The sequence below is a fragment of the Pantoea sp. B_9 genome (assembly GCF_008632015.1).
In the GTDB taxonomy this organism is placed as follows: domain Bacteria; phylum Pseudomonadota; class Gammaproteobacteria; order Enterobacterales; family Enterobacteriaceae; genus Pantoea; species Pantoea dispersa.
Genome location: NZ_VWVL01000006.1, coordinates 286,432 through 308,421, shown reverse-complemented (window position 1 = coordinate 308,421; position 21,990 = coordinate 286,432). Strand labels below are relative to the sequence as shown.

21 protein-coding genes, 1 tRNA gene and 2 rRNA genes are annotated in these 21,990 nt (G+C 57.4%); 9 read left to right on the top strand and 15 right to left on the bottom strand.

Annotated elements, in window-relative coordinates; all coding sequences use genetic code 11:
* The first annotated feature begins 6 nt into the window (after positions 1-6).
* From rrf (F3I21_RS18465) to rrf (F3I21_RS18455), 3 genes are all read left to right on the top strand, one after another.
* Positions 7-122: ribosomal RNA gene (rrf, locus tag F3I21_RS18465) — 5S ribosomal RNA — on the top strand.
* A 14-nt stretch (positions 123-136) separates the two neighbouring features.
* Positions 137-212 (top strand) — tRNA-Thr (locus F3I21_RS18460).
* 32 nt (positions 213-244) lie between these two features.
* A 5S ribosomal RNA gene (gene rrf / locus F3I21_RS18455) occupies positions 245-360 on the top strand.
* A gap of 152 nt (positions 361-512) precedes the next feature.
* Here rrf (F3I21_RS18455) and F3I21_RS18450 read toward each other — a convergent pair.
* The 15 genes from F3I21_RS18450 to msrP form a co-directional block, all read right to left on the bottom strand.
* Positions 513-1,274 (bottom strand): amino acid ABC transporter ATP-binding protein, encoded by a 762-nt coding sequence (locus F3I21_RS18450; protein WP_150059496.1) that lies wholly within the window; start codon positions 1,272-1,274, stop codon positions 513-515.
* A gap of 8 nt (positions 1,275-1,282) precedes the next feature.
* Positions 1,283-2,383 (bottom strand): amino acid ABC transporter permease, encoded by a 1,101-nt coding sequence (locus tag F3I21_RS18445; RefSeq protein WP_058759888.1) that lies wholly within the window; start codon positions 2,381-2,383, stop codon positions 1,283-1,285.
* A 15-nt stretch (positions 2,384-2,398) separates the two neighbouring features.
* Entirely contained in the window at positions 2,399-3,577 is a 1,179-nt protein-coding gene (locus F3I21_RS18440) for an amino acid ABC transporter permease (protein ID WP_021508165.1), read from the bottom strand.
* Positions 3,578-3,643: 66 nt separating this feature from the next.
* Complete coding sequence (locus F3I21_RS18435) at positions 3,644-4,669, bottom strand: amino acid ABC transporter substrate-binding protein (RefSeq protein WP_058759887.1); 1,026 nt, start codon at positions 4,667-4,669, stop codon at positions 3,644-3,646.
* A gap of 537 nt (positions 4,670-5,206) precedes the next feature.
* Entirely contained in the window at positions 5,207-5,503 is a 297-nt protein-coding gene (fis, locus tag F3I21_RS18430) for a DNA-binding transcriptional regulator Fis (protein ID WP_003855228.1), read from the bottom strand.
* A 24-nt stretch (positions 5,504-5,527) separates the two neighbouring features.
* On the bottom strand, positions 5,528-6,493 hold the full coding sequence (gene dusB, locus F3I21_RS18425) for a tRNA dihydrouridine synthase DusB (RefSeq protein WP_040679767.1): 966 nt from the start codon (positions 6,491-6,493) through the stop codon (positions 5,528-5,530).
* Between the two features lie 308 nt (positions 6,494-6,801).
* Positions 6,802-7,530 carry a carbonic anhydrase gene (locus F3I21_RS18420; protein WP_150059505.1) on the bottom strand — a complete coding sequence of 243 codons (729 nt, stop codon included), beginning with the start codon at positions 7,528-7,530 and terminating at the stop codon, positions 6,802-6,804.
* 195 nt (positions 7,531-7,725) lie between these two features.
* Positions 7,726-8,607, bottom strand: a complete 882-nt coding sequence (gene prmA, locus F3I21_RS18415; protein ID WP_150059495.1) for a 50S ribosomal protein L11 methyltransferase — start codon at positions 8,605-8,607, stop codon at positions 7,726-7,728.
* Between the two features lie 12 nt (positions 8,608-8,619).
* The gene (gene panF, locus F3I21_RS18410) at positions 8,620-10,065 is read right to left on the bottom strand and encodes a sodium/pantothenate symporter (protein WP_104093876.1); all 1,446 of its coding nucleotides are present in this window, start codon (positions 10,063-10,065) and stop codon (positions 8,620-8,622) included.
* Positions 10,055-10,297 (bottom strand): YhdT family protein, encoded by a 243-nt coding sequence (locus tag F3I21_RS18405; RefSeq protein WP_021508159.1) that lies wholly within the window; start codon positions 10,295-10,297, stop codon positions 10,055-10,057. Before F3I21_RS18405 ends, panF begins: the two co-directional genes overlap by 11 nt.
* A gap of 71 nt (positions 10,298-10,368) precedes the next feature.
* Positions 10,369-11,718: an acetyl-CoA carboxylase biotin carboxylase subunit gene (accC, locus tag F3I21_RS18400; RefSeq protein ID WP_021508158.1), complete on the bottom strand. Its 1,350-nt coding sequence runs from the start codon at positions 11,716-11,718 to the stop codon at positions 10,369-10,371.
* 11 nt (positions 11,719-11,729) lie between these two features.
* Entirely contained in the window at positions 11,730-12,197 is a 468-nt protein-coding gene (accB, locus tag F3I21_RS18395) for an acetyl-CoA carboxylase biotin carboxyl carrier protein (RefSeq protein ID WP_058759883.1), read from the bottom strand.
* 21 nt (positions 12,198-12,218) lie between these two features.
* Positions 12,219-12,671 (bottom strand): type II 3-dehydroquinate dehydratase, encoded by a 453-nt coding sequence (gene aroQ, locus F3I21_RS18390; RefSeq protein WP_021508156.1) that lies wholly within the window; start codon positions 12,669-12,671, stop codon positions 12,219-12,221.
* Positions 12,672-12,903: 232 nt separating this feature from the next.
* Positions 12,904-13,506, bottom strand: a complete 603-nt coding sequence (msrQ, locus tag F3I21_RS18385) for a protein-methionine-sulfoxide reductase heme-binding subunit MsrQ (RefSeq protein WP_150059494.1) — start codon at positions 13,504-13,506, stop codon at positions 12,904-12,906.
* Positions 13,507-14,511 (bottom strand): protein-methionine-sulfoxide reductase catalytic subunit MsrP, encoded by a 1,005-nt coding sequence (gene msrP, locus F3I21_RS18380; protein WP_021508154.1) that lies wholly within the window; start codon positions 14,509-14,511, stop codon positions 13,507-13,509.
* Between the two features lie 306 nt (positions 14,512-14,817).
* Here msrP and csrD point away from each other — a divergent pair, with 306 nt between their 5' ends.
* The 6 genes from csrD (at position 14,818) to rng (ending at position 21,968) form a co-directional block, all read left to right on the top strand.
* Positions 14,818-16,764 carry an RNase E specificity factor CsrD gene (csrD, locus tag F3I21_RS18375; protein ID WP_058781111.1) on the top strand — a complete coding sequence of 649 codons (1,947 nt, stop codon included), beginning with the start codon at positions 14,818-14,820 and terminating at the stop codon, positions 16,762-16,764.
* A gap of 311 nt (positions 16,765-17,075) precedes the next feature.
* Positions 17,076-18,119: a rod shape-determining protein MreB gene (gene mreB / locus F3I21_RS18370; RefSeq protein ID WP_003855260.1), complete on the top strand. Its 1,044-nt coding sequence runs from the start codon at positions 17,076-17,078 to the stop codon at positions 18,117-18,119.
* Positions 18,120-18,387: 268 nt separating this feature from the next.
* Positions 18,388-19,422 (top strand): rod shape-determining protein MreC, encoded by a 1,035-nt coding sequence (gene mreC, locus F3I21_RS18365; RefSeq protein ID WP_021508152.1) that lies wholly within the window; start codon positions 18,388-18,390, stop codon positions 19,420-19,422.
* Complete coding sequence (mreD, locus tag F3I21_RS18360; protein WP_031279826.1) at positions 19,419-19,907, top strand: rod shape-determining protein MreD; 489 nt, start codon at positions 19,419-19,421, stop codon at positions 19,905-19,907. Before mreC ends, mreD begins: the two co-directional genes overlap by 4 nt.
* Positions 19,908-19,915: 8 nt before the next feature.
* Positions 19,916-20,509, top strand: a complete 594-nt coding sequence (locus tag F3I21_RS18355; protein WP_150059493.1) for a nucleoside triphosphate pyrophosphatase — start codon at positions 19,916-19,918, stop codon at positions 20,507-20,509.
* The gene (gene rng, locus F3I21_RS18350; RefSeq protein WP_021508149.1) at positions 20,499-21,968 is read left to right on the top strand and encodes a ribonuclease G; all 1,470 of its coding nucleotides are present in this window, start codon (positions 20,499-20,501) and stop codon (positions 21,966-21,968) included. Before F3I21_RS18355 ends, rng begins: the two co-directional genes overlap by 11 nt.
* The last annotated feature ends 22 nt before the right edge of the window (positions 21,969-21,990 follow it).

The window sequence follows — 21,990 nt, the reverse complement described above, 5'->3', positions numbered from 1 at the left end:
AATTTGCCTGGCGGCAACAGCGCGGTGGTCCCACCTGACCCCATGCCGAACTCAGAAGTGAAACGCCGTAGCGCCGATGGTAGTGTGGGGCCTCCCCATGCGAGAGTAGGGAACTGCCAGGCATCAAATTTAGTGTGCTGATATGGCTCAGTTGGTAGAGCGCACCCTTGGTAAGGGTGAGGTCCCCAGTTCGACTCTGGGTATCAGCACCAGTTATGGCATGAGTTCGGTTTAAAAGAATTTGCCTGGCGGCAACAGCGCGGTGGTCCCACCTGACCCCATGCCGAACTCAGAAGTGAAACGCCGTAGCGCCGATGGTAGTGTGGGGTCTCCCCATGCGAGAGTAGGGAACTGCCAGGCATCAAACACGAAAGCCCTGAACATCTGTTCAGGGCTTTTTTGTTTTCTGCCATGACCTTTATCGCAATAAAAACCCTCAATAAAATCCACAGGCATAAAAAAAGCCCCTGCCATGCTGGCAAGGGCTGAATGATGCGGCGAATCGTGTTCGCTTAGTGGATAACCTGCGACAGAAAAGCCCGGGTCCGCTCGGATTTCGGATTTGCAAAGAACTCCTCCGGCGTCGCCATCTCCACGATTTCACCGCGATCCATGAAGATCACCCGATCGGCAACCGTACGCGCAAAGCCCATCTCATGCGTCACACACAGCATCGTCATCCCGTCTTCCGCCAGACCGATCATGGTATCCAGCACCTCTTTAACCATCTCAGGATCGAGCGCGGAGGTGGGCTCATCGAATAACATAATCTTCGGCTTCATACACAGCGAACGGGCGATGGCCACGCGCTGCTGCTGTCCGCCAGAAAGTTGCCCGGGGAACTTATGGGCATGCTCAGCAATGCGCACGCGCTGCAGATAGTGCATCGCCAGCTCTTCGGCCTCTTTCTTTGGCATCTTGCGTACCCACATCGGTGCCAGCGTGCAGTTCTGCAGGACGGTCAGATGCGGGAAGAGATTGAAGTGCTGAAATACCATGCCGACTTCGGTGCGCACGCGTTCAATATTGCGTACATCATCATTCAGGTGGATGCCGTCTACGACAATCCGTCCCTGCTGATGCTCTTCCAGATGGTTGATGCAGCGAATGGTGGTAGATTTACCGGAACCCGAAGGGCCGCACAGCACGATACGCTCGCGCGGTTTCACCTGCAGGTTGATATCTTTCAGCACGTGGAACTGCCCGTACCATTTGTTCACGTTTTCGAGCGTAATCATCATGGCGTTAGCCGCCGTTGTCATTGTTTGTGTCATGTAAAACCTCAGTGCGATTTACGCCCGGTGTGGAAGCGCTTCTCCAGATACTGGCTATAGCGCGACATGCTAAAACAGAAAATCCAGTAAACCAGTGCAGCGAAGACATAGCCTTCGGTCGACATACCCAGCCATGTAGGGTCGACGGTTGCCTGCTGCACGCTACTGAACAGATCGAACAGGCCGATGATGATCACCAGGCTGGTATCTTTAAACAGCGCGATGATGGTGTTCACCAGACCGGGAATGGTCAGCTTGAGCGCCTGCGGTAAAATCACCAGCGCCTGGGTTTTCCAGTAGCCGAGCGCCAGCGACTCTGCCGCTTCGTACTGGCCTTTAGGCAGGGCCTGCAGCCCGCCACGTACCACTTCGGCGACATACGCCGACTGGAACAGGATCACGCCAACCAGCGCACGCACCAGTTTGTCTATCGTGGTGCCCTCCGCCATAAACAGCGGCAGCATCACTGAAGACATGAACAGCACAGTAATCAGCGGTACGCCACGCCAGAACTCAATGAAAATCACCGACAGGGTGCGTACCACCGGCATTTTAGAGCGACGGCCCAGCGCCAGCAGAATGCCGAGCGGCAGCGCCCCGGCAATGCCGACAGATGCGATAATCAGCGTCAGCGTCAGGCCGCCCCACTGGCGCGTTTCCACGCGATCCAGCCCGAAATAGCCGCCATACAGCAGCAGCCAGACGACGACCGGATAGATCACCGCCCAGCAGGCGATATAGCGGCCGCGGCGCGGCATGGATTTGATAAACATCGGCACAATCGACAGCAGGCCAATCACCAGCGCCAGATTGATGCGCCAGCGCAGCTCATGCGGATAGAGCCCGTACATGAACTGGCCAAAGCGCGCGTGGATAAAGACCCAGCAGGCGCCCGCTTTCGTACAGTCCGCACGGGTTTCGCCAATCCAGTTAGCCTGGAAGATCAACCAGTTCAGCGCCGGCGGGATAACGCTCCAGATGATCCACAGGCTGAGTAACGTGAGCAGCGTATTCAGCCAGCTGGAGAACAGGTTTTTACGCGCCCAGAGCCAGGCTTTACCCAGTGGATTGCCCGACACCGGCGGCGTTTCGTGTGTGGTCACAGACATAATGGTTCCGTTCTCTTAACGCTCAACCAGCGCAATTTTGCGGTTATAGAGGTTCATCAGCAGCGAAATGAGCAGACTGATAATCAGATAAACCGCCATGGTGATGGCAATGGTTTCAATTGCCTGGCCGGTCTGATTCAGTACGGTGCCGGCAAACAGCGACACCATATCCGGATAGCCGATCGCGGCCGCCAGCGAGGAGTTTTTTACGATGTTAAGGTACTGGCTGGTGAGCGGCGGGATAATCACGCGCATCGCCTGCGGAATAATCACCTGACGCAGCGTAACCGGGTTGGGCAGCCCGAGCGAACGTGCCGCTTCGCTCTGACCATGCGGTACTGACTGAATCCCGGCGCGAATCACCTCAGCAATAAAGGAAGAGGTGTAGATCGACAGTGCCAGCGTCAGCGCTGCCAGTTCCGGAATCATGGCAAAGCCACCGCGGAAGTTGAAACCGCGCAGCTCGGGCACATCCCAGTGCGTGGCGGCACCAAACAGCGTATGGGCGATCAGCGGCAGCAGCACAATTAAACCGGCCGCAGCGGGCCAGGTGCGGCGCAGCTGACCGGTTTTCAGCTGATGCTTGCGGTTGAAGCGGAACAACGCGGCGCTGGCGGCGATAGCAATCGCCAGCGCGATCAGGAATGGCCAGGTGCCGGGTGCATACTCCGGCCACGGTATATACAGACCGCGGTTGCTGACAAAAGCCAGATCGAACGCGTTCAGCGCCTGACGCGGGCCCGGAAGATTGCGCAGCACGGCAAAGTACCAGAAGAAGATTTGCAGCAGCGGCGGGATATTACGGAACGTCTCGATATAAATGGTCGACAGCTTGCGCAGCAGCCAGTTATCCGACAGGCGCGCCAGACCGATGGCGAAGCCGAGGATGGAGGCGAAGACAATACAGAGCGCGGAGACCAGCAGGGTGTTGGTTAACCCGACCATAAACACGCGCGCGTAGGTATCGCCTTCGCTGTAATCGATCAGATGCTGGACGATGCCGAAACCGGCGTTGCGCTCAAGAAAGCCAAAGCCGGAGGTGATACCGCGATTGGCAAGGTTGATCACCGTGTTGTGGATCAGATAACCCACCACAGCAAACACCGCCACAATCGCGACAATCTGGTAAAGCCAGGCGCGAACCGTAGGATTACCGAACGAAAAATCCCTTTTCACGGTTGGGCGTTGCGACATGTTAAAACCTCAGTGAAGAATACGCGTGGGCACCGCAGGATGCGGTGCCCGACTGGCAGGAGACAATTAACGCACTGGTGGAGCGTACTGGATGCCGCCCTGGTTCCAGAGCGCATTCTGGCCGCGTGCAATTTTCAGCGCGCTGTCTTTACCAACGTTACGATCGAACACTTCCTGATAGTTGCCAACCTGCTTGATGATGTTGTACGCCCACTTGTTGTCGAGCTTCAGGTCTTTACCGAAATCACCCTCTGCGCCCAGCAGGTGTGCCATATCTGGCGTGGTTGGCTTCGCCGCCATCTCATCAACGTTCTTCGAGCTGATGCCCATCTCTTCCGCATTCAGCATGGCGAACAGCGACCATTTCACGATGGTGAACCAGTCATCATCACCGCGACGCACGACCGGGCCCAGCGGCTCTTTTGAAATCACTTCTGGCAGTACGATAAAGTCATCCGGCTTGCCCAGCTTGATGCGCAGCGCATACAGCTGTGACTGGTCAGAAGAGAGGGTATCGCAGCGGCCGCTATCCAGCGCTTTAGCAGACTCATCAGAGCGGTCGAAGGTGACTGGCGTGTACTGCATTTTGTTAGCTTTAAAGTAGTCGGCCACGTTCAGCTCGGTATCGGTACCGGCCTGGATACACACGGTGGCACCATCCAGCTCTTTGGCGCTTTTCAGACCGGCTTTCTTGTGGGTCAGGAAGCCGATGCCGTCATAGTAGTTTACGCCGGCGAACAGGAAGCCCATGCCGCCATCACGTGATGAGGTCCAGGTGGTGTTACGCGACAGGATATCCACCTCGCCTGACTGCAGCGCAGTGAAGCGCTCTTTGGCGGTCAGCGGGGTGTATTTGACTTTGCTGGCATCGCCGAAGACCGCAGCAGCAGCGGCGCGGCACACGTCAACATCGATACCGGTGAATTTGCCGCTGGCGTCAGCGTAGGAGAACCCTGGCAGACCATCGCTGATACCGCACTGTATAAACCCTTTCTTCTTAATGGCGTCCAGCGTGGTGCCTGCGTGCGCCTGCTGGGTCACGGCGAACAGCGAGGCGGCAGCAATCAGGGTGGAAAGCATCATCTTTTTCATAAAGCATCCTGTGTGGCGAGATCGTGTGTTGTTATGTTTGCGCGCACTTTACTGTGCGCTTATTTCTTTCTGTGGCGTTTAGCCATCCACGACACTGCAAAGCTGATGCCAGGTTTGCAGAATCCTGAATTCACTGGAAAGATCTTTTAATAAACGGACGTATCCGGAAAGTTGTCGCTACTATCGCGCACCAAAAGGCAGCATGACGAGTCGCCACGATCACAAATAGTGCAAAAAGTTTCACTATATGGAAGCAGTGTGAGCTAACGCTCATGAACAGGTGTACGGCAAAGTGGAATTACCGCTGAAGCGGTTCAGGATCACAAACAAAGCGGGCTGAGGGGCGATCAGGAGGACTTTTCCTGCGCAAAAACAGGGCAGGGCGGCGGCCCTGAGAGAGATGAGCTATCACGCCGGCGATTGCAACTATCGTTACCATTTTGACGATAATCGTTTCACGCGGTGTTAACAGGCGGGAAATACAAACAAAAACGCCAGCCCAAAGGCTGGCGTTATCGCAGCAAGGAACCAGAACGCTTAGTTCATGCCGTATTTTTTCAGCTTCTTACGCAGCGTACCGCGGTTGATGCCCATCATCAGGGCAGCGCGGGTCTGGTTGCCACGGGTATACTGCATCACCATGTCCAACAGAGGCTGCTCGACTTCAGCCAGTACCAGCTCATACAGGTCACTAACATCCTGACCGTTCAGTTGAGCAAAATAGTTCTTCAGTGCCTGTTTAACCGAATCACGCAGAGGCTTTTGCGTCACCTGATCCTGTGAGTTAACGGTAGAAACGGTCAGTACGTCAGAATTTACGCGTTGTTCGAACATAGTTCTTTCAGCTCTTTATTTCGTTTACGCAAGATTTTCGAAGTATGCCTCCAACGCCTCCAGCTGTTCGCTGGCATCCTCTATGGCGTTGAATGTGCGCCGAAACTGGTCGTCAGGGGCACTTTCCTGCAAATACCAGGAAACGTGTTTTCGGGCAATACGGTATCCCTTGCGCTGACCGTAAAAGTCGTGCAGCTCCCGTATGTGTCCAATCAGCATATGCTTCACTTCAGCCAGCGGCTTCGGTGCCAGCAGCTCCCCTGTGTCCAGATAATGCTGGATTTCCCGGAAGATCCACGGTCTTCCCTGAGCAGCGCGTCCCACCATCAGAGCATCGGCTCCGGTGTAGTCGAGCACTGCCCTGGCTTTGTGCGGGTCAGTAATGTCACCATTCGCGATAATCGGAATAGCGACGCTCTGCTTAACTGTCCGAATGCTGTCGTATTCAGCTTGCCCTTCAAACAAACAGGCGCGCGTGCGGCCATGAATGGTCAGGGCCTGAATACCACAGCGTTCAGCCAATTGGGCAATCTCTACACAATTACGATTTTCTTTGTCCCAGCCGGTGCGAATCTTCAGCGTAACCGGTACATCGACTGCGTTCACCACCGCACGGAGGATTGACTCCACCAGCTGCGGATGCTGCAGCAGCGCTGAACCTGCCATCTTACGATTCACTTTTTTAGCCGGGCAGCCCATGTTGATGTCGATAACCTGTGCACCGGACGCAACATTAATGCGCGCGGCGGCGGCCATCTCATCGGGATCGCAACCCGCAATTTGCACGGCGCGAATACCGGGCTCGTCACTATGCACCATACGCAAACGTGATTTGTCACTGGCCCAGACTTCCGGGTTCGATGACAGCATCTCGGAGACAGTCATACCGGCGCCGTTGTCATAACACAGGGTGCGAAATGGCTTGTCGGATACTCCGGCCATAGGCGCAGCGATGAGTCGATTACGTAGCTGGTGATGTCCAATGCGCATGAAAAAGAAGTGACCCTAACTGTTCGCAAGGCGGCGTATATTACGCATTTTTTCCGGAAGATGAAAGGCCAAACTTTGAACAATTCGCCGTTTAAGATCAGGGAAATGGGGCTTAGCAGCGGGGTATTGATCATTACTTGTTTAAATTCAGTACATTACAAAAATACGCTGAAATTGTGAGCAAAAGTTTTTCCAAAAATATGCGCTGAATCACAACATAAAAACCGCCACTTCCGCGAATCGGCAAGAGAAATGGCGGTGATTTGATTGAAAAGTGAACGCTTTATTTACGTTTGGTGAGTATTTCGTTACTCAACCACCAGCCGGCCATTGAGCGGCTGCACCGGGCGGCTGTTACCGTGTTCACCCAGCACCGCGCTGAAGGCCTGCAGCTGCTGTGCGGAAGCCGTTACCGGTTGCTTCATCACCAGCCAGCGCACGCCTTCACTGCACGGTGGCGTGGTGAGTGAACCGCTGAAGCGGTAGTAACGGCGATCGGCGGGCAGCAGTGGCGTAATATCGACATCCTGCTGCAGCGTAGCTGGCTGATTGACCTGCGCCGGCAGCGTATCCAGCAGCGTCGTCAGTACCGGATTTGCCGCACCGGCTTCGAACATTACCCCGATTACCGCCAGCTGCTGCTGCTCGTCACTGAATACAAAGTGGCCCTCAAGCGGATAGCGTTTGCCGTCGATCAGGTTTTCGCTCGGGGTATGGAAGTGGAACTGCTTCAGCGTGAAGGTCTCGCCGTCCAGCGTCAGCGTATCGCCCTGCTGCAGGTTGATCTGCATGGTGTGGCCGTTGTTAACAATGGCGGCCTGGCGCGCCTGCAGTTCCAGCGTCAGCGCCGGCAGACTGGCATGCAGCGCCTGGCGAATATCAATCGGCGACTGATTCACGCCCTGCTTGCAGACGTGAAAATCAGGGGACAGGTCGCCCCACTGCTGTGGCTGAGCATAATCCCAGGCGGCAGCCTGAACGTGAGCAAAAGGCGCTGCTGCCAGCAGCAGAGCGATCAGTGTGTGTTTGCTTTTCATCATCATTTATTCACTAAGCGATATATCAATGTTATGTGCCGCGCACGGCACGGTTAACAGGGATAGCGCTATCGCCTGGTGCAGCAGTCTACTGATTTCAATGTAAAGAAACGGCAGGAAAACGGGGCTGGCGGGGATTTGAGACAGGTCTCAGGCGGGGGAAATCGGGCCAGCAGTTGCTGGCCCATGCGTCGGTTAGCGGCGCACGCCAGTGATGCGGCACCACTCCTCTTTTTCCGCCACGGCGTCCAGCGCAAAACGCTCCGCATAGGCTTCACACACGCTTTCCGCCTGGCTGGCCAGCACGCCGGACAGGCCGAGATGGCCGCCGGCTTTCGGCAGCACGCTTATCAGCGGCGCCAGTTCGCGCAGCGGACCGGCGAGGATATTGGCGACCACCACATCCGCCTGCAGGTTTTCCGGCTGCTGGTGCGGCAGATACAGCGACAGGCGGTCGGCCACGCCGTTGCGCTCCGCGTTATCGCGGCTGGCCTGGATCGCCTGCGGATCGATATCAATGCCGATCGCCCGGTCTGCACCGAGTTTCAGCGCGGCGATGGCCAGAATGCCGGAGCCACAGCCGAAATCGATCACCGTTTTGCCCTGCAGATCGAGACCATCCAGCCAGCTCAGGCACAGCGACGTGGTGGGATGGGTGCCGGTACCAAAGGCCAGACCGGGATCAAGCATCACGTTAACCGCATCCGGATCCGGCACGTCGCGCCAGCTGGGGCAGATCCACAGGCGTTCACCGAAGCGCATCGGATGGAAGTTATCCATCCATTCGCGCTCCCAGTCTTTATCCTCGATCTGTTCGATCTTATGGCGGAAACCCGATCCCAGCAGCGGATGCTGGCTCAGTTCGGCCACTACATCGTCCATGGCGGTTTCCGCGTCGAACAGGCCAGTCACATCGGTATCGCCCCACAGGCGGGTTTCACCGGGCAGCGGCTCATAAACCGGGTTGTCGTGCGTGTCCTGAAAGGTGACCGACACCGCACCGACATCCATCAGCGCGTCGCTGAGGGTTTCGGCGTGCTCGCCGGTGCTGTTAATTTTGATTTGAATCCATGGCATAGCGTTTCTCTTTTATTCCAGGGCAGCATCGCGAGCGTCAGGCGCGCTGCCGAACAGATTACCCACCAGGAAGGCCAGCAGGCTTAATGTCAACGATGGCACGATAGGGTGAAAGCCCCACAGTTCGATTTTCAGGCTGGCAAGCAGCGTATAGCATCCGGCTCCCACCACCATGCCACTGATGGCGCCCGCCGCATTGGCGCGCTCCCAGTACAGTCCCAGCACCAGCGGCCACAGAAAGACCGCTTCAAGGCCACCGAACGCCAGCAGGTTGAGCCAGATAATCATATCTGGCGGATTCCAGGCCGCCAGCAGCAGCAGCAGGCCCAGCACAAAGGTGATGGTGCCGGAGAGCAGCCGCAGACGCGCCTCGTTCTCGCTGTGCTGCGGCGCGATACGCAGGTAAAGATCTTTGATCAGCGTAGCGGACGATTGCAGCAGCTGCGCGTTAATCGTCGACATGATCGCCGCCATTGGCGCGGCGAGGAACACGCCAGCCGCCATCGGTGGCAGCACGGTGATCATCAGCGTCGGGATCACGCGATCCGGAATCGCCAGATCCGGCAGTACCGCGCGGCCAAGTGCGCCGGCCAGATGCATGCCGAGCATTAGTATCACCACCACGATAGTGCCGAGGATGATACCGCGATGCATCGCTTTGCTGTCTTTGTAGGAGATGCAGCGCACGGCGGTATGCGGCAGCCCAATCACGCCAAAGCACACCAGTACGGCAAACGAACTGAGGAAGGTTGGATTGATGACGTTGCCGACGCCTTCCGGTGACACCAGCTGCGGATCGATGCTACGCAGTTTGGTGACCGCCGTTGCCAGACCGCCCGCCTGGTGGATGACGGCAAACAGCAGCAGGAAGGTGCCAATTAGCATCACCAGCCCTTGCATGGCATCGTTGAGCACGCTGGCGCGAAAGCCGCCGAACGCGGTATACAGCGCGATGGTGCCGCCAAAAATCAGCAGCCCGGTGTCATAAGGAATACCAGCGGCCGTTTCCAGCAGGCGTGCGCCGCCGATGAACTGTACCGTCATGGCACCAATAAACGCCACCAGCAGGCTGATACTGGCCAGCCAGATAAGCAGCGGGCTGCGGTAGCGGCCGTACAGCATGTCATTGAGCGTCACCGCGTTGTAGCGTCGTGCCAGAATCGCGAATTTTTTGCCCAGCACGCCGAGCGACAGCCAGACCGCCGGCACCTGGATCATCGCCAGCAGTACCCAGCCCAGCCCGTATTTATACGCCGCGCCCGGCCCACCAATAAATGAGCTGGCGCTGATGTAAGTGGTGGTAATGGTCATCGCCAGCACAAAACCGCCCATCGAGCGACTGCCGAGGAAATACTCACTCAGGAAGTTGCCGTGGCGCTGTTTGCGCATGGCAAACACCGACAGCCCGGCAATCAGCACCAGATAGGCCAGCAGTGGCAGAATGATTTCAGTTTCCATCGTGGTCCTCCAGAGACATATCGCGGAACACCACGCGCACCATCAGCCAGCACAGGCCAATGAACAGCACGGGCGCGAACACGCAGGAGAACTCAAACCAGCGCGGTAAACCGGTGAAACCGCTTTGTGTGCCGCCGAGCCATGCGGACACGCCCCAGACGGCGAGGTACGCCAGCGTCAGGTACAGCGACCAGCGCGCCTCTTTGTTAGCTTGCAAAAAACGCCCATCCATCATGCAACCTCAAAGGCAACAAAAATGAAAAAGGCCGGTTTAACCGGCCTCTGCATTGCTCTGCGCTGCGCTTATTTCTCGTGCAGGCCGAGTTTCTTCTCCAGATAGTGGATGTTAGTACCACCCTGCTGGAAGTTTTCGTCGGTCATGATGCGCATCTGCAGATCGACGTTAGTCTTGATGCCGTCGATGATCAGTTCCGCCAGCGCATTTTTCATGCGCGCGATAGCCACGTCACGGTTTTCGCCGTAGGTGATCAGCTTACCAATCATTGAGTCGTAATACGGCGGCACGCTGTAGCCGGCATAGATGTGCGATTCCCAGCGCACGCCAAAACCGCCTGGCGCGTGGAAACGGGTGATCTTGCCCGGGCTCGGCAGGAAGGTGTTCGGGTCTTCGGCGTTGATACGGCACTCGACCGCATGACCGCGCACCACCACATCTTCCTGTTTGATGGACAGCGGCTGACCGGCAGCAATACGCAGCTGCTCTTTGATCAGGTCGACGCCGGTGATCATCTCGGTGACCGGATGTTCCACCTGAATACGGGTGTTCATCTCGATGAAGTAGAACTCACCGTTTTCATACAGGAACTCGAACGTACCGGCACCGCGATAGCCGATCTCCACGCAGGCGTTAGAGCAGCGCTCGCCGATGTAGCGACGCAGTTCCGGCGTGATGCCCGGTGCTGGTGCTTCTTCGACCACTTTCTGGTGGCGGCGCTGCATGGAGCAGTCACGTTCGGCCAGATAGATGGCGTTGCCCTGACCGTCGGCCAGAACCTGAATCTCGATGTGGCGTGGATTCTCGAGGAATTTCTCCATGTACACCATGTCGTTGTTGAAAGCCGCTTTGGCTTCCGCTTTCGTCATGTTGATGGACTGCTCAAGATCCTTGTCGCTGCGCACAACGCGCATACCACGACCGCCGCCGCCGCCAGAGGCTTTGATGATCACCGGATAGCCGATGCGCTTGGCGATGGCACGGTTTTTCTCCATGTCGTCGGTCAGCGAACCGTCAGAGCCTGGTACGGTCGGTACGCCGGCTTTTTTCATCGCGTTGATCGCTGACACTTTGTCGCCCATCAGGCGAATCGTGTCGGCTTTCGGACCGATGAAGATAAAGCCAGAGCGCTCAACCTGCTCGGCGAAATCAGCGTTCTCAGAGAGGAAGCCGTAGCCCGGGTGGATCGCAACCGCGCCGGTGATTTCGGCGGCGGAGATCAGCGCCGGGATATTAAGATAACTTTTGACCGACTGCGCCGGGCCGATGCAGACGGTTTCGTCCGCCAGCAGCACGTGCTTCAGGTCGCGGTCTGCCGTGGAGTGAACCGCCACAGTCTTGATGCCCAGTTCTTTACAGGCACGCAGAATGCGCAGCGCAATCTCACCACGGTTAGCAATGACAATTTTATCCAGCATGCTTCGCCTCGTTATTCGATGACGACCAGCGGCTCGTCGAATTCAACCGGCTGGCCGCTTTCCACCAGGATCGCCTTCACAACGCCGGATTTATCGGCTTCGATCTGGTTCATCATTTTCATCGCTTCAACGATGCACAGGGTGTCGCCAGCGTTCACTTTCTGACCCACTTCCACAAACGCTTTGGCGTCCGGGCTTGGGGTGCGATAGAAGGTACCGACCATCGGCGAACGCACGATGTGGCCGCTGACTTCAGGTTTAGCCGCTTCTGCAGCGACAGGCGCAGCAGCAGGTGCAACCGCAGCAGCCAGCGCAGGCTGTGGAGCCGGAACAGCATAAGCCTGCTGCATCATAGGGTAACCGACATTGGCAGGTGAACGGCTGATGCGAACTGACTCTTCGCCTTCAGAGATTTCCAGCTCAGCGATGCCGGACTCTTCAACCAGTTCGATCAGTTTCTTAATTTTACGAATATCCATGAGTGTGGTTCCGTACTCTGTTTAATTGGAATGTGACAGGCGTTTTACGGCCGTTTGTAAAGCCCACGAGTAGCCGTCGGCGCCCAGTCCACAGATGACGCCGGCAGATACATCGGAAAGATAGGAGTGATGTCGGAACGGTTCGCGTGCATGCACATTAGAGAGATGCACCTCAATAAAAGGAATGCTAACCGCCAACAGCGCATCGCGCAGGGCAACGCTGGTGTGCGTAAACGCAGCCGGGTTAATGATGATGTAATCGACGTTGCCGCGGGCTTCGTGAATACGATCAATCAGCTGGTATTCCGCATTCGATTGCAGATGACTCAATTTCACATGGTGCTGGTCGGCCTGTTGCGTCAGATCGCTGACAATCTGCGCCAGCGTCGTGTGACCATACTTGTCAGGCTCGCGCGTTCCCAACAGGTTCAGGTTGGGTCCGTTTAACAGCAGTATGTGAAATTTATGCGCCATCTTGCGGCTATCTCCTGCAATCAGTGAGGCATCGCGTAAAATACCGCGACATCCTTCATTTGTCACTCTTCAGAGTGAAAAAGAAGACTTCGCTTGCAATAAAGCCGGGCATTATATCCGTTTCGAGGCAATTCGCAGCAAAATACTGGTCTTATCTGCGAAGTTGATCCGGCGAGGCCCGAAGGCCACACCTTTTAACAGATCTCGCAGCAGGAAAACAACCTTGCGGGAATTATCGGCGCAGAAGTTTACGCAACTTATTGTAACGCCAGCCTAACAGCGCCAGCGCCAGTAGCGCATAAATCCACGGCTGCGGTGACAGCACTTTCACTGACCAAAGATAGTGGACAGGCGCGAGGATCGCGACCAGATAGATGCCGTTGTGTAGCGTTTGCCAGCGGCGTCCCAGTTTGCGTTGGGCGCGCTGAAAAGAGGTGATGGCGAGAGCAAACAGAATAATCCAGCTGATCATGCCCAGTAACAAATAGGGGCGCGAGACAATCTCACTGCCGAGTAATCGCAGATGATCGTAACCCAGTTCCAGCAGATAGTAGCTGGTGAGATGCAGACAGGCCCAGGCAAAGCACCACAGGCCGAGCAGCCGGCGGGTACGAATCAACAGCGGCTGCTTCAGATAACGCGTCAGCGGGCTCACCAGCAGCGTCGCCAGCAGCAGCTTCAGCGCCATGCGGCCGGTAAAATGCTGGATATCTTTCGCCGGATCGGCGCTCAGCCAGCCCTGATTTGCCGCCAGAAACAGGTACACCAGCGGCACAAACGCCGCCAGATGCAGCACCACTTTCAGCAGCGTAACGTGGCGTAATGTCAGGCGCACTCAGTAGTTCTCCCGTAAATCGAGACCGCGATACAGCGAGGCCACCTCTTTAGCATAACCGTTGAACAGCAGCGTCGGCTGGCGTTCCACCTTGAGAATGCCGCCCGCACCGATAAAGCGCTCAGTGGCCTGCGACCAGCGCGGGTGGTTGACGTGCGGATTCACGTTAGCGTAGAAGCCATACTCGTTGGCGGCAATCTGGCTCCAGGTGGTGGGCGGACGATCGTGCGTCAGGGTAATTTTGACGATCGACTTAATCCCTTTAAAGCCATATTTCCACGGCACCGTCAGGCGAATCGGCGCGCCGTTTTGCGGCGGCAGCGCTTTGCCGTAAACGCCGGTGCTGAGCAGCGTCAGCGGATGCATCGCTTCGTCCAGCCGCAAGCCTTCAACATAGGGATAATCCAGCCCACCGCCGATAAAGCGGTCCTTTTGTCCCGGCATCTGATCGGGCGCGTATAGCGTCTGGAAGGCGACATAGCGGGCATTGCTGGTGGGTTCAGCCAGCTTCAGCAGCTTGTTGAGTTCAAAGCCTACCCAGGGAATCACCATCGACCAGGCTTCAACGCAGCGCATGCGATAGATACGCTGCTCCATGGCGAAACGTTTGAAGATGTCGTCCATATCCAGCGTCATCGGCTTCGCCACTTCACCCTCAATGCGCAATTGCCACGGGTCAGTTTTTAGCGTGCCGGCATTGGCGGCGGGATCGGCTTTGTCGAGACCAAATTCGTAGAAGTTGTTGTAGCCAGCGACTTTATCAAACGGCGTCAGCGGCAGGTCCGCCTGCCACTGGGCCGGTTTACTGAACTGCAGATCGCGTCCGGCAGGCGCCGGCGGCCTGTCATTGCCCTTAAACCAGCTCAGCACATCGGCCTGTGCGCCGCCGGGCAGGCTGGCCGCGGCAGCGCCAAGCCCCAGCGCTTTCAGCACCTGGCGGCGGCGCAGATTAAAAATGCTTTCCGGCGTAACATCGGCTTCGGTAAGGATGTGCGTGCGCTTCATGGCGTTCTCCGGCAAATCGATTAACTGCAGCTAGCATGATCAAACGCTGCCCGGCGCGCCACTTTCGCTGGCAAAATGTGAAATTTCCTGGCCGGTGCGTTCTGTTGAGAATAGGACGAAAAAGCCGCCCCGGAAGGCAGCGCTTCACACTTTGACGTTATACTCGCGCCGCAGGGTGGCGAAACCCGGCGCCGGGCGGGCGCTGATTTGGATCGGTAATTGTGATAATTTGCTCAGGTTTGCACCAGCGCGGCTGGCGCGAACAGTTGGCTGGCGTTCATAAACCGCAGTGATACAGGCACAGGGATGCGATTAACAACTAAGTTTTCTGCGTTTATTACCTTATTAAGCTTACTGGCGATGTTACTGATGCTGGTAGGCTGCGCTTTTAGTTTTATCTGGCTGTCGCAGCAGCGCGTAGAGAACCGTGTGCAGACACTGGCGACGGAAGTCGATAAAGCGCTGGCAAACCAGTCACCGCAGGAACTGACGCAGTGGCTGACGCGCCTGATGCCCGTCATCAATGCCGAACAGCTGGAACTGCATCACGATGATACCGTGCTGTTCCGCCTCGCGCGCCATGAAAATCCGATGCTGGAAGACGAGCCCAATCGTTTCATTCAACTGGATGTGCCGCTGGTGCACGCGCCGGGCATGGCGCTGCGCGTGGTGGTGCTCGATCCCGCCAAAACCTGGTTCCGCTCGTTCACCGGTGCCTACACGCTGATTATCCTGCTGACGGTGGTGGCGATCATGTCGGCACTGCTGGTGATGACGCACCGCTGGCTTAACCGCCGCTGGCAGCATATGGAGCGGCTGGAGGCGCGCGCGGAGCGCATTCTGGCTGGCGAGCGCACGCCGCGCAGCGATACCATCGCCGAATGGCCGCCGAAAGCCAGCCGCGCTATCGATCTGCTGCTGGGAGATTTACAGGAAGCTGGCGAGCAGCGTCTGCGTATCGACACCTTAATCCGCACCTTTGCCGCGCAGGATTCGCGCACCGGCCTGAATAATCGCCTGTTTTTCGATAACCAGCTGGCCACGTTGCTGGAAGACCAGGAAGACGTTGGCACGCACGGTGTGGTGATGATGGTGCGGCTGCCGGACCTCGACACGCTACATGAAACCCTCGGGCCGACGCTGGTCGATGAATACCTGTTCGACCTGGTGAACATGCTCTCCACCTTCGTGCTGCGCTATCCGGGTGCGCTGCTGGCGCGCTATTTCCGCAGCGACTTTGCCGTACTGCTGCCGCACCGCACTTTGAAAGAGGCCAACAGCATTGCTGACCAGCTGATAAATGCAGTGGATTCGCTGCCGCCGATGCGCATGGTGGACCGCGATGATCTGATCCACATTGGCATCAGCGCCTGGCGCAGCGGCGAGTCGGTGTCGCAGGTGATGGAGAATGTCGAACTGGCCACGCGTCGGGCGGCGCTGCAGGGCGGCAACAACTGGTCGGTGGGCGAGGGCAATACGCTGGAGATGGGGCGCGGCAGCGTGCGCTGGCGTACCCTGCTGGAAAACACCGTGAACCGCGGCGGCCCGCGTCTGTACCAGAAACCGGCGGTGCTGCTGGACGGCAAAGTGCATCACCGTGAAATGCTGGCGCGCGTGTTCGACGGCGATAAAGAGGTGGTGTCGGCAGAGTTCATGCCGCTGGTGCTGCAGCTTGGCATGGCCGACAGCTGGGATCGCCAGCTGGTCATGCGTATTGCGGCGCTGTCGGAGGTCTGGCCGGATGAAACGCTGGCGCTGCCGGTGAATATCGATTCGCTGCTGCAACGGCCGTTCCAGCGCTGGCTGCAAAAATTGCTGCTGCAGTGCAGTAAATCGCAAAGAAAACGATTTTTATTTGAACTTGCTGAGGCGGATGTTTGTCAACACATCAATCGTTTAGTGCCGGTTTTCCGTATGCTGACCGCGTTTGGCTGTCGGATTGCGGTAGATCAGGCCGGATTAACGGTGGTGAGTAGCGCTTACATCAAGCAGTTCCCGATTGAGCTGATCAAGCTCGATCCGGGCCTGATTCGCAACATTGAGCGCCGCACAGAAAATCAGCTGTTCGTGCAAAGTTTGCTGGAAGTGTGTAAATCCACGCCCACCAAAGTCTTTGCCGCCGGTGTACGCACGCGCGCGGAGTGGCAAACGCTGGCCGGGCTGGGCGTCGCGGGCGGCCAGGGCGACTTTTTTGCTCCTTCGCTGCCGGTGAACAGTAACGTGAAGAAACACTCACAACGTTACCGGATTTAGCGCGTCAGCCACAGATTCAGCAGCAGGCGGCTATTTTTCGCCTTTATGCCGTGCGCAGCCGGCGCGATCGGCGGCGGGAAATGTTAGATTTTATGTCGGAATTCACCCGCGACCGGCGGGTGAATTTGCGTTTAGAGCGGCAGCTTAGCGCCGTTTAACGCCGGTGTCGGACGGCAGCACCGCCGCGAAAAATTATTCAGCCTGGTTTTTCACCGAAGCAGAACGTTTTTGCGCCTTGTAGCGGCTTCGCGTGGTTGGTAAAGTAGGCGGATTTTATTTTCCGCCCCCAGCTTGCAGGATTATCCCTTAGTATGTTTAAAAAATTTCGTGGCATGTTTTCCAATGACTTGTCCATTGACCTGGGTACCGCGAATACCCTGATTTACGTAAAAGGACAAGGCATCGTGCTGAACGAGCCTTCTGTGGTTGCCATTCGTCAGGATCGCGCCGGCTCCCCAAAGAGCGTAGCGGCTGTTGGTCATGATGCAAAGCAGATGCTTGGCCGTACGCCGGGTAACATCGCAGCTATCCGTCCGATGAAAGATGGCGTTATCGCCGACTTCTTCGTGACTGAAAAAATGCTCCAGCACTTCATCAAGCAAGTGCACAGCAACAGCTTTATGCGCCCCAGCCCACGCGTGCTGGTGTGCGTGCCGGTCGGCGCGACCCAGGTTGAGCGTCGTGCCATCCGCGAATCGGCGCAGGGCGCCGGTGCCCGTGAAGTGTTCCTGATTGAAGAACCCATGGCCGCGGCAATCGGCGCGGGTCTGCCAGTGTCAGAAGCGACCGGCTCGATGGTGGTGGATATCGGTGGCGGTACGACCGAAGTTGCGGTTATCTCCCTGAACGGCGTGGTTTACTCTTCTTCTGTGCGTATTGGTGGCGATCGCTTCGATGAAGCTATCATTAACTACGTGCGCCGTAATTACGGCTCGCTGATTGGTGAAGCCACCGCTGAGCGTATCAAGCATGAGATCGGTTCGGCTTATCCGGGTGACGAAGTGCGCGAGATCGAAGTGCGCGGCCGTAACCTGGCTGAGGGCGTGCCGCGTGGCTTTACGCTGAACTCGAATGAAATCCTGGAAGCGCTGCAGGAGCCACTGACCGGTATCGTCAGTGCCGTGATGGTCGCGCTGGAGCAGTGCCCGCCGGAGCTGGCGTCTGACATCTCCGAGCGCGGTATGGTGCTGACCGGTGGCGGCGCGCTGCTGCGTAACCTGGATCGTCTGCTGATGGAAGAGACCGGTATTCCGGTGGTGGTCGCAGAAGATCCGCTGACCTGCGTGGCGCGCGGCGGCGGTAAAGCACTGGAAATGATCGACATGCATGGCGGCGATTTGTTCAGCGAGGAGTAATTCCTCTCCGGCTGAGACCGTGGTCAAATTGCGCAGGGAATAGCGACGATACCCAAAATCAGCACAACGGCAGGACGATGGCCATCGCATGCCGCACGGCAGCCTCAGCAGCAGGCACCGGGCAGCAGCGGCACAACGTCGTCACTGCGGTTTGCAGGATGCGGGGTAACTGGCGACGCTGCGCACGACGGCGTATAGCGTCCAGCCCTGGAGGCGTGAGTGCTGACACTCACGCTTCTTCCCTGATGTCGAGGAATTCGCAGAATTTATGAAGCCGATTTTTAGCAGGGGACCTTCCCTGCAGTTGCGCCTGTTTCTGGCCGTGATTGTGGCTATCGCGATTATTGTCGCCGATAGCCGGATCAGCACGTTCTCCCAGATCCGCAACTACCTGGACACGTCGGTCAGTCCATTTTACTTCCTGGCCAACGGGCCACGACAGCTTCTTGACGGCGTTTCCGAAACGCTGGCCTCGCGCCAGCAGCTGGAGCTGGAAAATAAAGCGCTGCGCCGTGAGCTCTTCCTGAAAAACAGTGACCTGCTGATGCTGGGGCAATACAAGCAGGAAAACGCGCGTCTGCGTGAGCTGCTCGGCTCGCCGCTGCGTCAGGATGAGCACAAAATGGTGACCCAGGTGATCTCCACCGGCACCGATCCTTACACCGATCAGGTGATCATTGATAAAGGCAGCGTCAACGGCGTGTATGAAGGCCAGCCGGTGATCAGCGATAAAGGCGTGGTCGGCCAGGTGGTGGCGGTAGGGCAGATGACCAGCCGCGTGCTGCTGATCTGCGATGCCTCGCACGCCCTGCCGATTCAGGTGCTGCGTAACGATATTCGCGTCATCGCCGCCGGTAACGGCTGCAGCGAAGATCTGCAGCTGGAGCATCTGCCGGGCAATACGGATATTCGCGTCGGTGATGTGCTGGTGACGTCAGGCCTGGGCGGACGCTTCCCGGAAGGGTATCCGGTCGGCGTGGTGTCGTCAGTGAAAGTGGATACGCAGCGTGCCTATACCGTGATTCAGGCGCGTCCGACCGCCGGTCTGCAGCGTCTGCGCTACCTGCTGCTGCTGTGGGGTGCGGATAAGAACGGCGACATGCCGATGGCACCGGACGAAGTACATCGCGTGGCCAACGAACGCCTGATGCAGATGATGCCGCAGGTGCTGCCGCCCGCGGGCGAAATGGGGCCGCCGGCACCCGCCATGATGCAGCAAAATCAGCAGATGGGGCCGCCACAGCCCGCCGCCAGCAGCCGTTCGCAGGGTAATCCGGCGAACTCGCGCGGAGGCCAGCCTTGAGTCGATATCGCAGCCAGGGGCGTTGGGTGATCTGGCTGTCCTTCCTTGTTGCGCTTATCCTGCAAATTATGCCGTGGCCGGATCAGATTTACATGTTCCGGCCATCGTGGCTATTGCTGATCCTGATCTACTGGGTGCTGGCGCTGCCGCACCGGGTCAATGTGGGCACCGGCTTTTTCCTCGGTGCCATTATGGATTTGGTCGCCGGCTCAACGCTGGGCGTGCGTGCGCTGGCGTTCAGCATTATCGCCTATCTGGTGGCCTTTAAATTTCAGCTATTCCGCAATCTGGCGTTGTGGCAGCAGGCATTAATGGTTATGGTGCTGTCGCTGGCGGTTGATGTGATTGTTTTCTGGGCAGAATTTCTGGTCATCAACGTCTCCTTCCGCCCGGAAATCTTCTGGAGTAGCGTGGTCGACGGTATCCTGTGGCCCTGGCTATTCTTACTGATGAGAAAGATTCGCCGTCAGTTTGCTGTGCAATAAGGAATACAATGATAACCCTCTACCTGGCTTCCGGCTCACCGCGTCGGCGCGAGCTGTTAACGCAGCTTGGCCTGCAGTTTGAGCGCCTGATTACCGATGTTGAAGAGCAGCGTCAGCCGGGCGAAGCGGCGGAGTCTTATGTGCGGCGTCTGGCCAGCGATAAGGCGCGGGCCGGCGTGCAGATAGCACCGCAGGATCTGCCGGTGCTGGGCGCTGACACCATCGTGGTGCTAAATGGCGAAGTGCTGGAGAAACCGCGCGATGCGGCGCATGCCGCGCAGATGCTGGGTAAACTGGCCGGGCAAACCCATCAGGTCATGACGGCCGTGGCGCTGGCCGATGCGCAGGGCGAGCTGGATTGCCTGGTGACCACAGACGTGACATTCCGCACTATCACGGCAGAGGAAATTTCGCACTATATCGCTAGCGGCGAGCCGATGGATAAAGCCGGCGCGTACGGAATTCAGGGCCTGGGCGGCAACTTTGTGCGCCGCATCAATGGAAGTTATCACGCCGTAGTGGGATTGCCGCTGGTGGAAACCGGCGAACTGCTGAGCCATTTTCAGTCGCTGCGTGCGTTAAGGGGACAAGATGACGGCTGAACTGCTGGTAAATGTGACACCTTCTGAAACCCGTGTTGCCTATATTGACGGCGGCATTCTGCAGGAAATCCATATTGAGCGCGAAGCGCGGCGCGGTATTGTCGGCAATATCTACAAAGGGCGCGTCAGCCGGGTACTGCCGGGCATGCAGGCGGCATTTGTCGATATCGGGATGGACAAAGCGGCCTTTCTGCACGCCTCGGACATCATGCCGCACACCGAATGCGTGGCGGGTGATGAGAAGAAGAACTTTATCGTGCGCGATATCGCCGAGCTGGTGCGTCAGGGACAGGATTTAATGGTGCAGGTGGTGAAAGATCCGCTCGGCACCAAAGGCGCCCGCCTCACCACCGATATTACGCTGCCGTCGCGCTACCTGGTCTTTATGCCGGGGGCTTCACACGTGGGCGTCTCACAGCGCATTGAAAGCGAAGCCGAACGTGAGCGGCTGAAAGCGGTGGTTGCCGCTTACTGTGACGATCTCGGCGGCTTTATTATTCGTACCGCCGCAGAAGGCATTGGCGCAGAAGAGCTGGCGCAGGACGCGGCATTTTTAAAGCGCCTGTGGACCAAAGTCAGCGAGCGTAAGAAGCGCAACCAGACGCGCTGCCTGCTGTACGGCGAGCTGGCGCTGGCGCAGCGCGTGCTGCGCGATTTCGCCGGCGCAGCGCTGGATCGCATTCGCGTCGATTCGCGCCTGACCTGCGATCTGCTGGTGGAATTTACCAGCGAATATATTCCGGAGATGGCCAGCAAGCTGGAGCTGTACAACGGCAAGCAGCCGATTTTCGATCTCTATGATGTGGAGAACGAGATTCAGCGTTCGCTGGAGCGCAAGGTGGAACTGAAATCTGGCGGTTACCTGATTATCGACCAGACCGAAGCGATGACCACGGTGGACATTAACACCGGTGCGTTTGTCGGCCACCGCAACCTCGACGAAACCATTTTTAATACTAATATCGAAGCCACGCAGGCGATTGCGCGCCAGCTGCGGCTGCGTAATCTCGGCGGCATTATCATCATCGACTTTATCGACATGAATAATGACGATCATCGCCGGCGCGTGCTGCACTCGCTGGAGAGCGCGCTGAGCAAAGATCGCGTTAAAACCAGCATCAACGGCTTCTCCGCGCTGGGGCTGGTCGAGATGACGCGCAAACGCACGCGCGAAAGCATTGAGCATGTGCTGTGTGCCGATTGCCCGGTGTGCCAGGGACGCGGTTCGCTGAAGACGGTGGAGACCGTGTGCTATGAAATCATGCGTGAAATCGTCCGCGTCCATCACGCTTACGACTCCGACAGCTTCCTGGTGTACGTGTCACCCGCAGTGGGTGAAGCGCTGAAAAGCGATGAGTCGCACGCGCTGGCCGAAGTGGAAATTTTTGTCGGCAAGCAGGTCAAAGTACAGGTTGAACCGCTCTACACGCAGGAGCAGTTTGACGTCGTCATGATGTAAGTCGTGAGGTTGAACGCCGTAA

Excerpts from the sequence above, each read along its gene's own strand:
- F3I21_RS18445 (WP_058759888.1), bottom strand. The coding sequence starts at position 2,383 with ATGTCTGTGACCACACACGAAACGCCGCCGGTGTCGGGCAATCCACTG.
- aroQ (WP_021508156.1), bottom strand. The coding sequence starts at position 12,671 with ATGGCGCATAAATTTCACATACTGCTGTTAAACGGACCCAACCTGAAC.
- panF (WP_104093876.1), bottom strand. The coding sequence starts at position 10,065 with ATGGAAACTGAAATCATTCTGCCACTGCTGGCCTATCTGGTGCTGATT.
- F3I21_RS18440 (WP_021508165.1), bottom strand. The coding sequence starts at position 3,577 with ATGTCGCAACGCCCAACCGTGAAAAGGGATTTTTCGTTCGGTAATCCT.
- accB (WP_058759883.1), bottom strand. The coding sequence starts at position 12,197 with ATGGATATTCGTAAAATTAAGAAACTGATCGAACTGGTTGAAGAGTCC.
- fis (WP_003855228.1), bottom strand. The coding sequence starts at position 5,503 with ATGTTCGAACAACGCGTAAATTCTGACGTACTGACCGTTTCTACCGTT.
- rng (WP_021508149.1), top strand. The coding sequence starts at position 20,499 with ATGACGGCTGAACTGCTGGTAAATGTGACACCTTCTGAAACCCGTGTT.
- mreC (WP_021508152.1), top strand. The coding sequence starts at position 18,388 with ATGAAGCCGATTTTTAGCAGGGGACCTTCCCTGCAGTTGCGCCTGTTT.
- dusB (WP_040679767.1), bottom strand. The coding sequence starts at position 6,493 with ATGCGCATTGGACATCACCAGCTACGTAATCGACTCATCGCTGCGCCT.
- F3I21_RS18355 (WP_150059493.1), top strand. The coding sequence starts at position 19,916 with ATGATAACCCTCTACCTGGCTTCCGGCTCACCGCGTCGGCGCGAGCTG.
- msrP (WP_021508154.1), bottom strand. The coding sequence starts at position 14,511 with ATGAAGCGCACGCACATCCTTACCGAAGCCGATGTTACGCCGGAAAGC.
- csrD (WP_058781111.1), top strand. The coding sequence starts at position 14,818 with ATGCGATTAACAACTAAGTTTTCTGCGTTTATTACCTTATTAAGCTTA.
- F3I21_RS18420 (WP_150059505.1), bottom strand. The coding sequence starts at position 7,530 with ATGAAAAGCAAACACACACTGATCGCTCTGCTGCTGGCAGCAGCGCCT.
- mreB (WP_003855260.1), top strand. The coding sequence starts at position 17,076 with ATGTTTAAAAAATTTCGTGGCATGTTTTCCAATGACTTGTCCATTGAC.
- F3I21_RS18435 (WP_058759887.1), bottom strand. The coding sequence starts at position 4,669 with ATGAAAAAGATGATGCTTTCCACCCTGATTGCTGCCGCCTCGCTGTTC.
- F3I21_RS18405 (WP_021508159.1), bottom strand. The coding sequence starts at position 10,297 with ATGGATGGGCGTTTTTTGCAAGCTAACAAAGAGGCGCGCTGGTCGCTG.
- F3I21_RS18450 (WP_150059496.1), bottom strand. The coding sequence starts at position 1,274 with ATGACACAAACAATGACAACGGCGGCTAACGCCATGATGATTACGCTC.
- accC (WP_021508158.1), bottom strand. The coding sequence starts at position 11,718 with ATGCTGGATAAAATTGTCATTGCTAACCGTGGTGAGATTGCGCTGCGC.
- prmA (WP_150059495.1), bottom strand. The coding sequence starts at position 8,607 with ATGCCATGGATTCAAATCAAAATTAACAGCACCGGCGAGCACGCCGAA.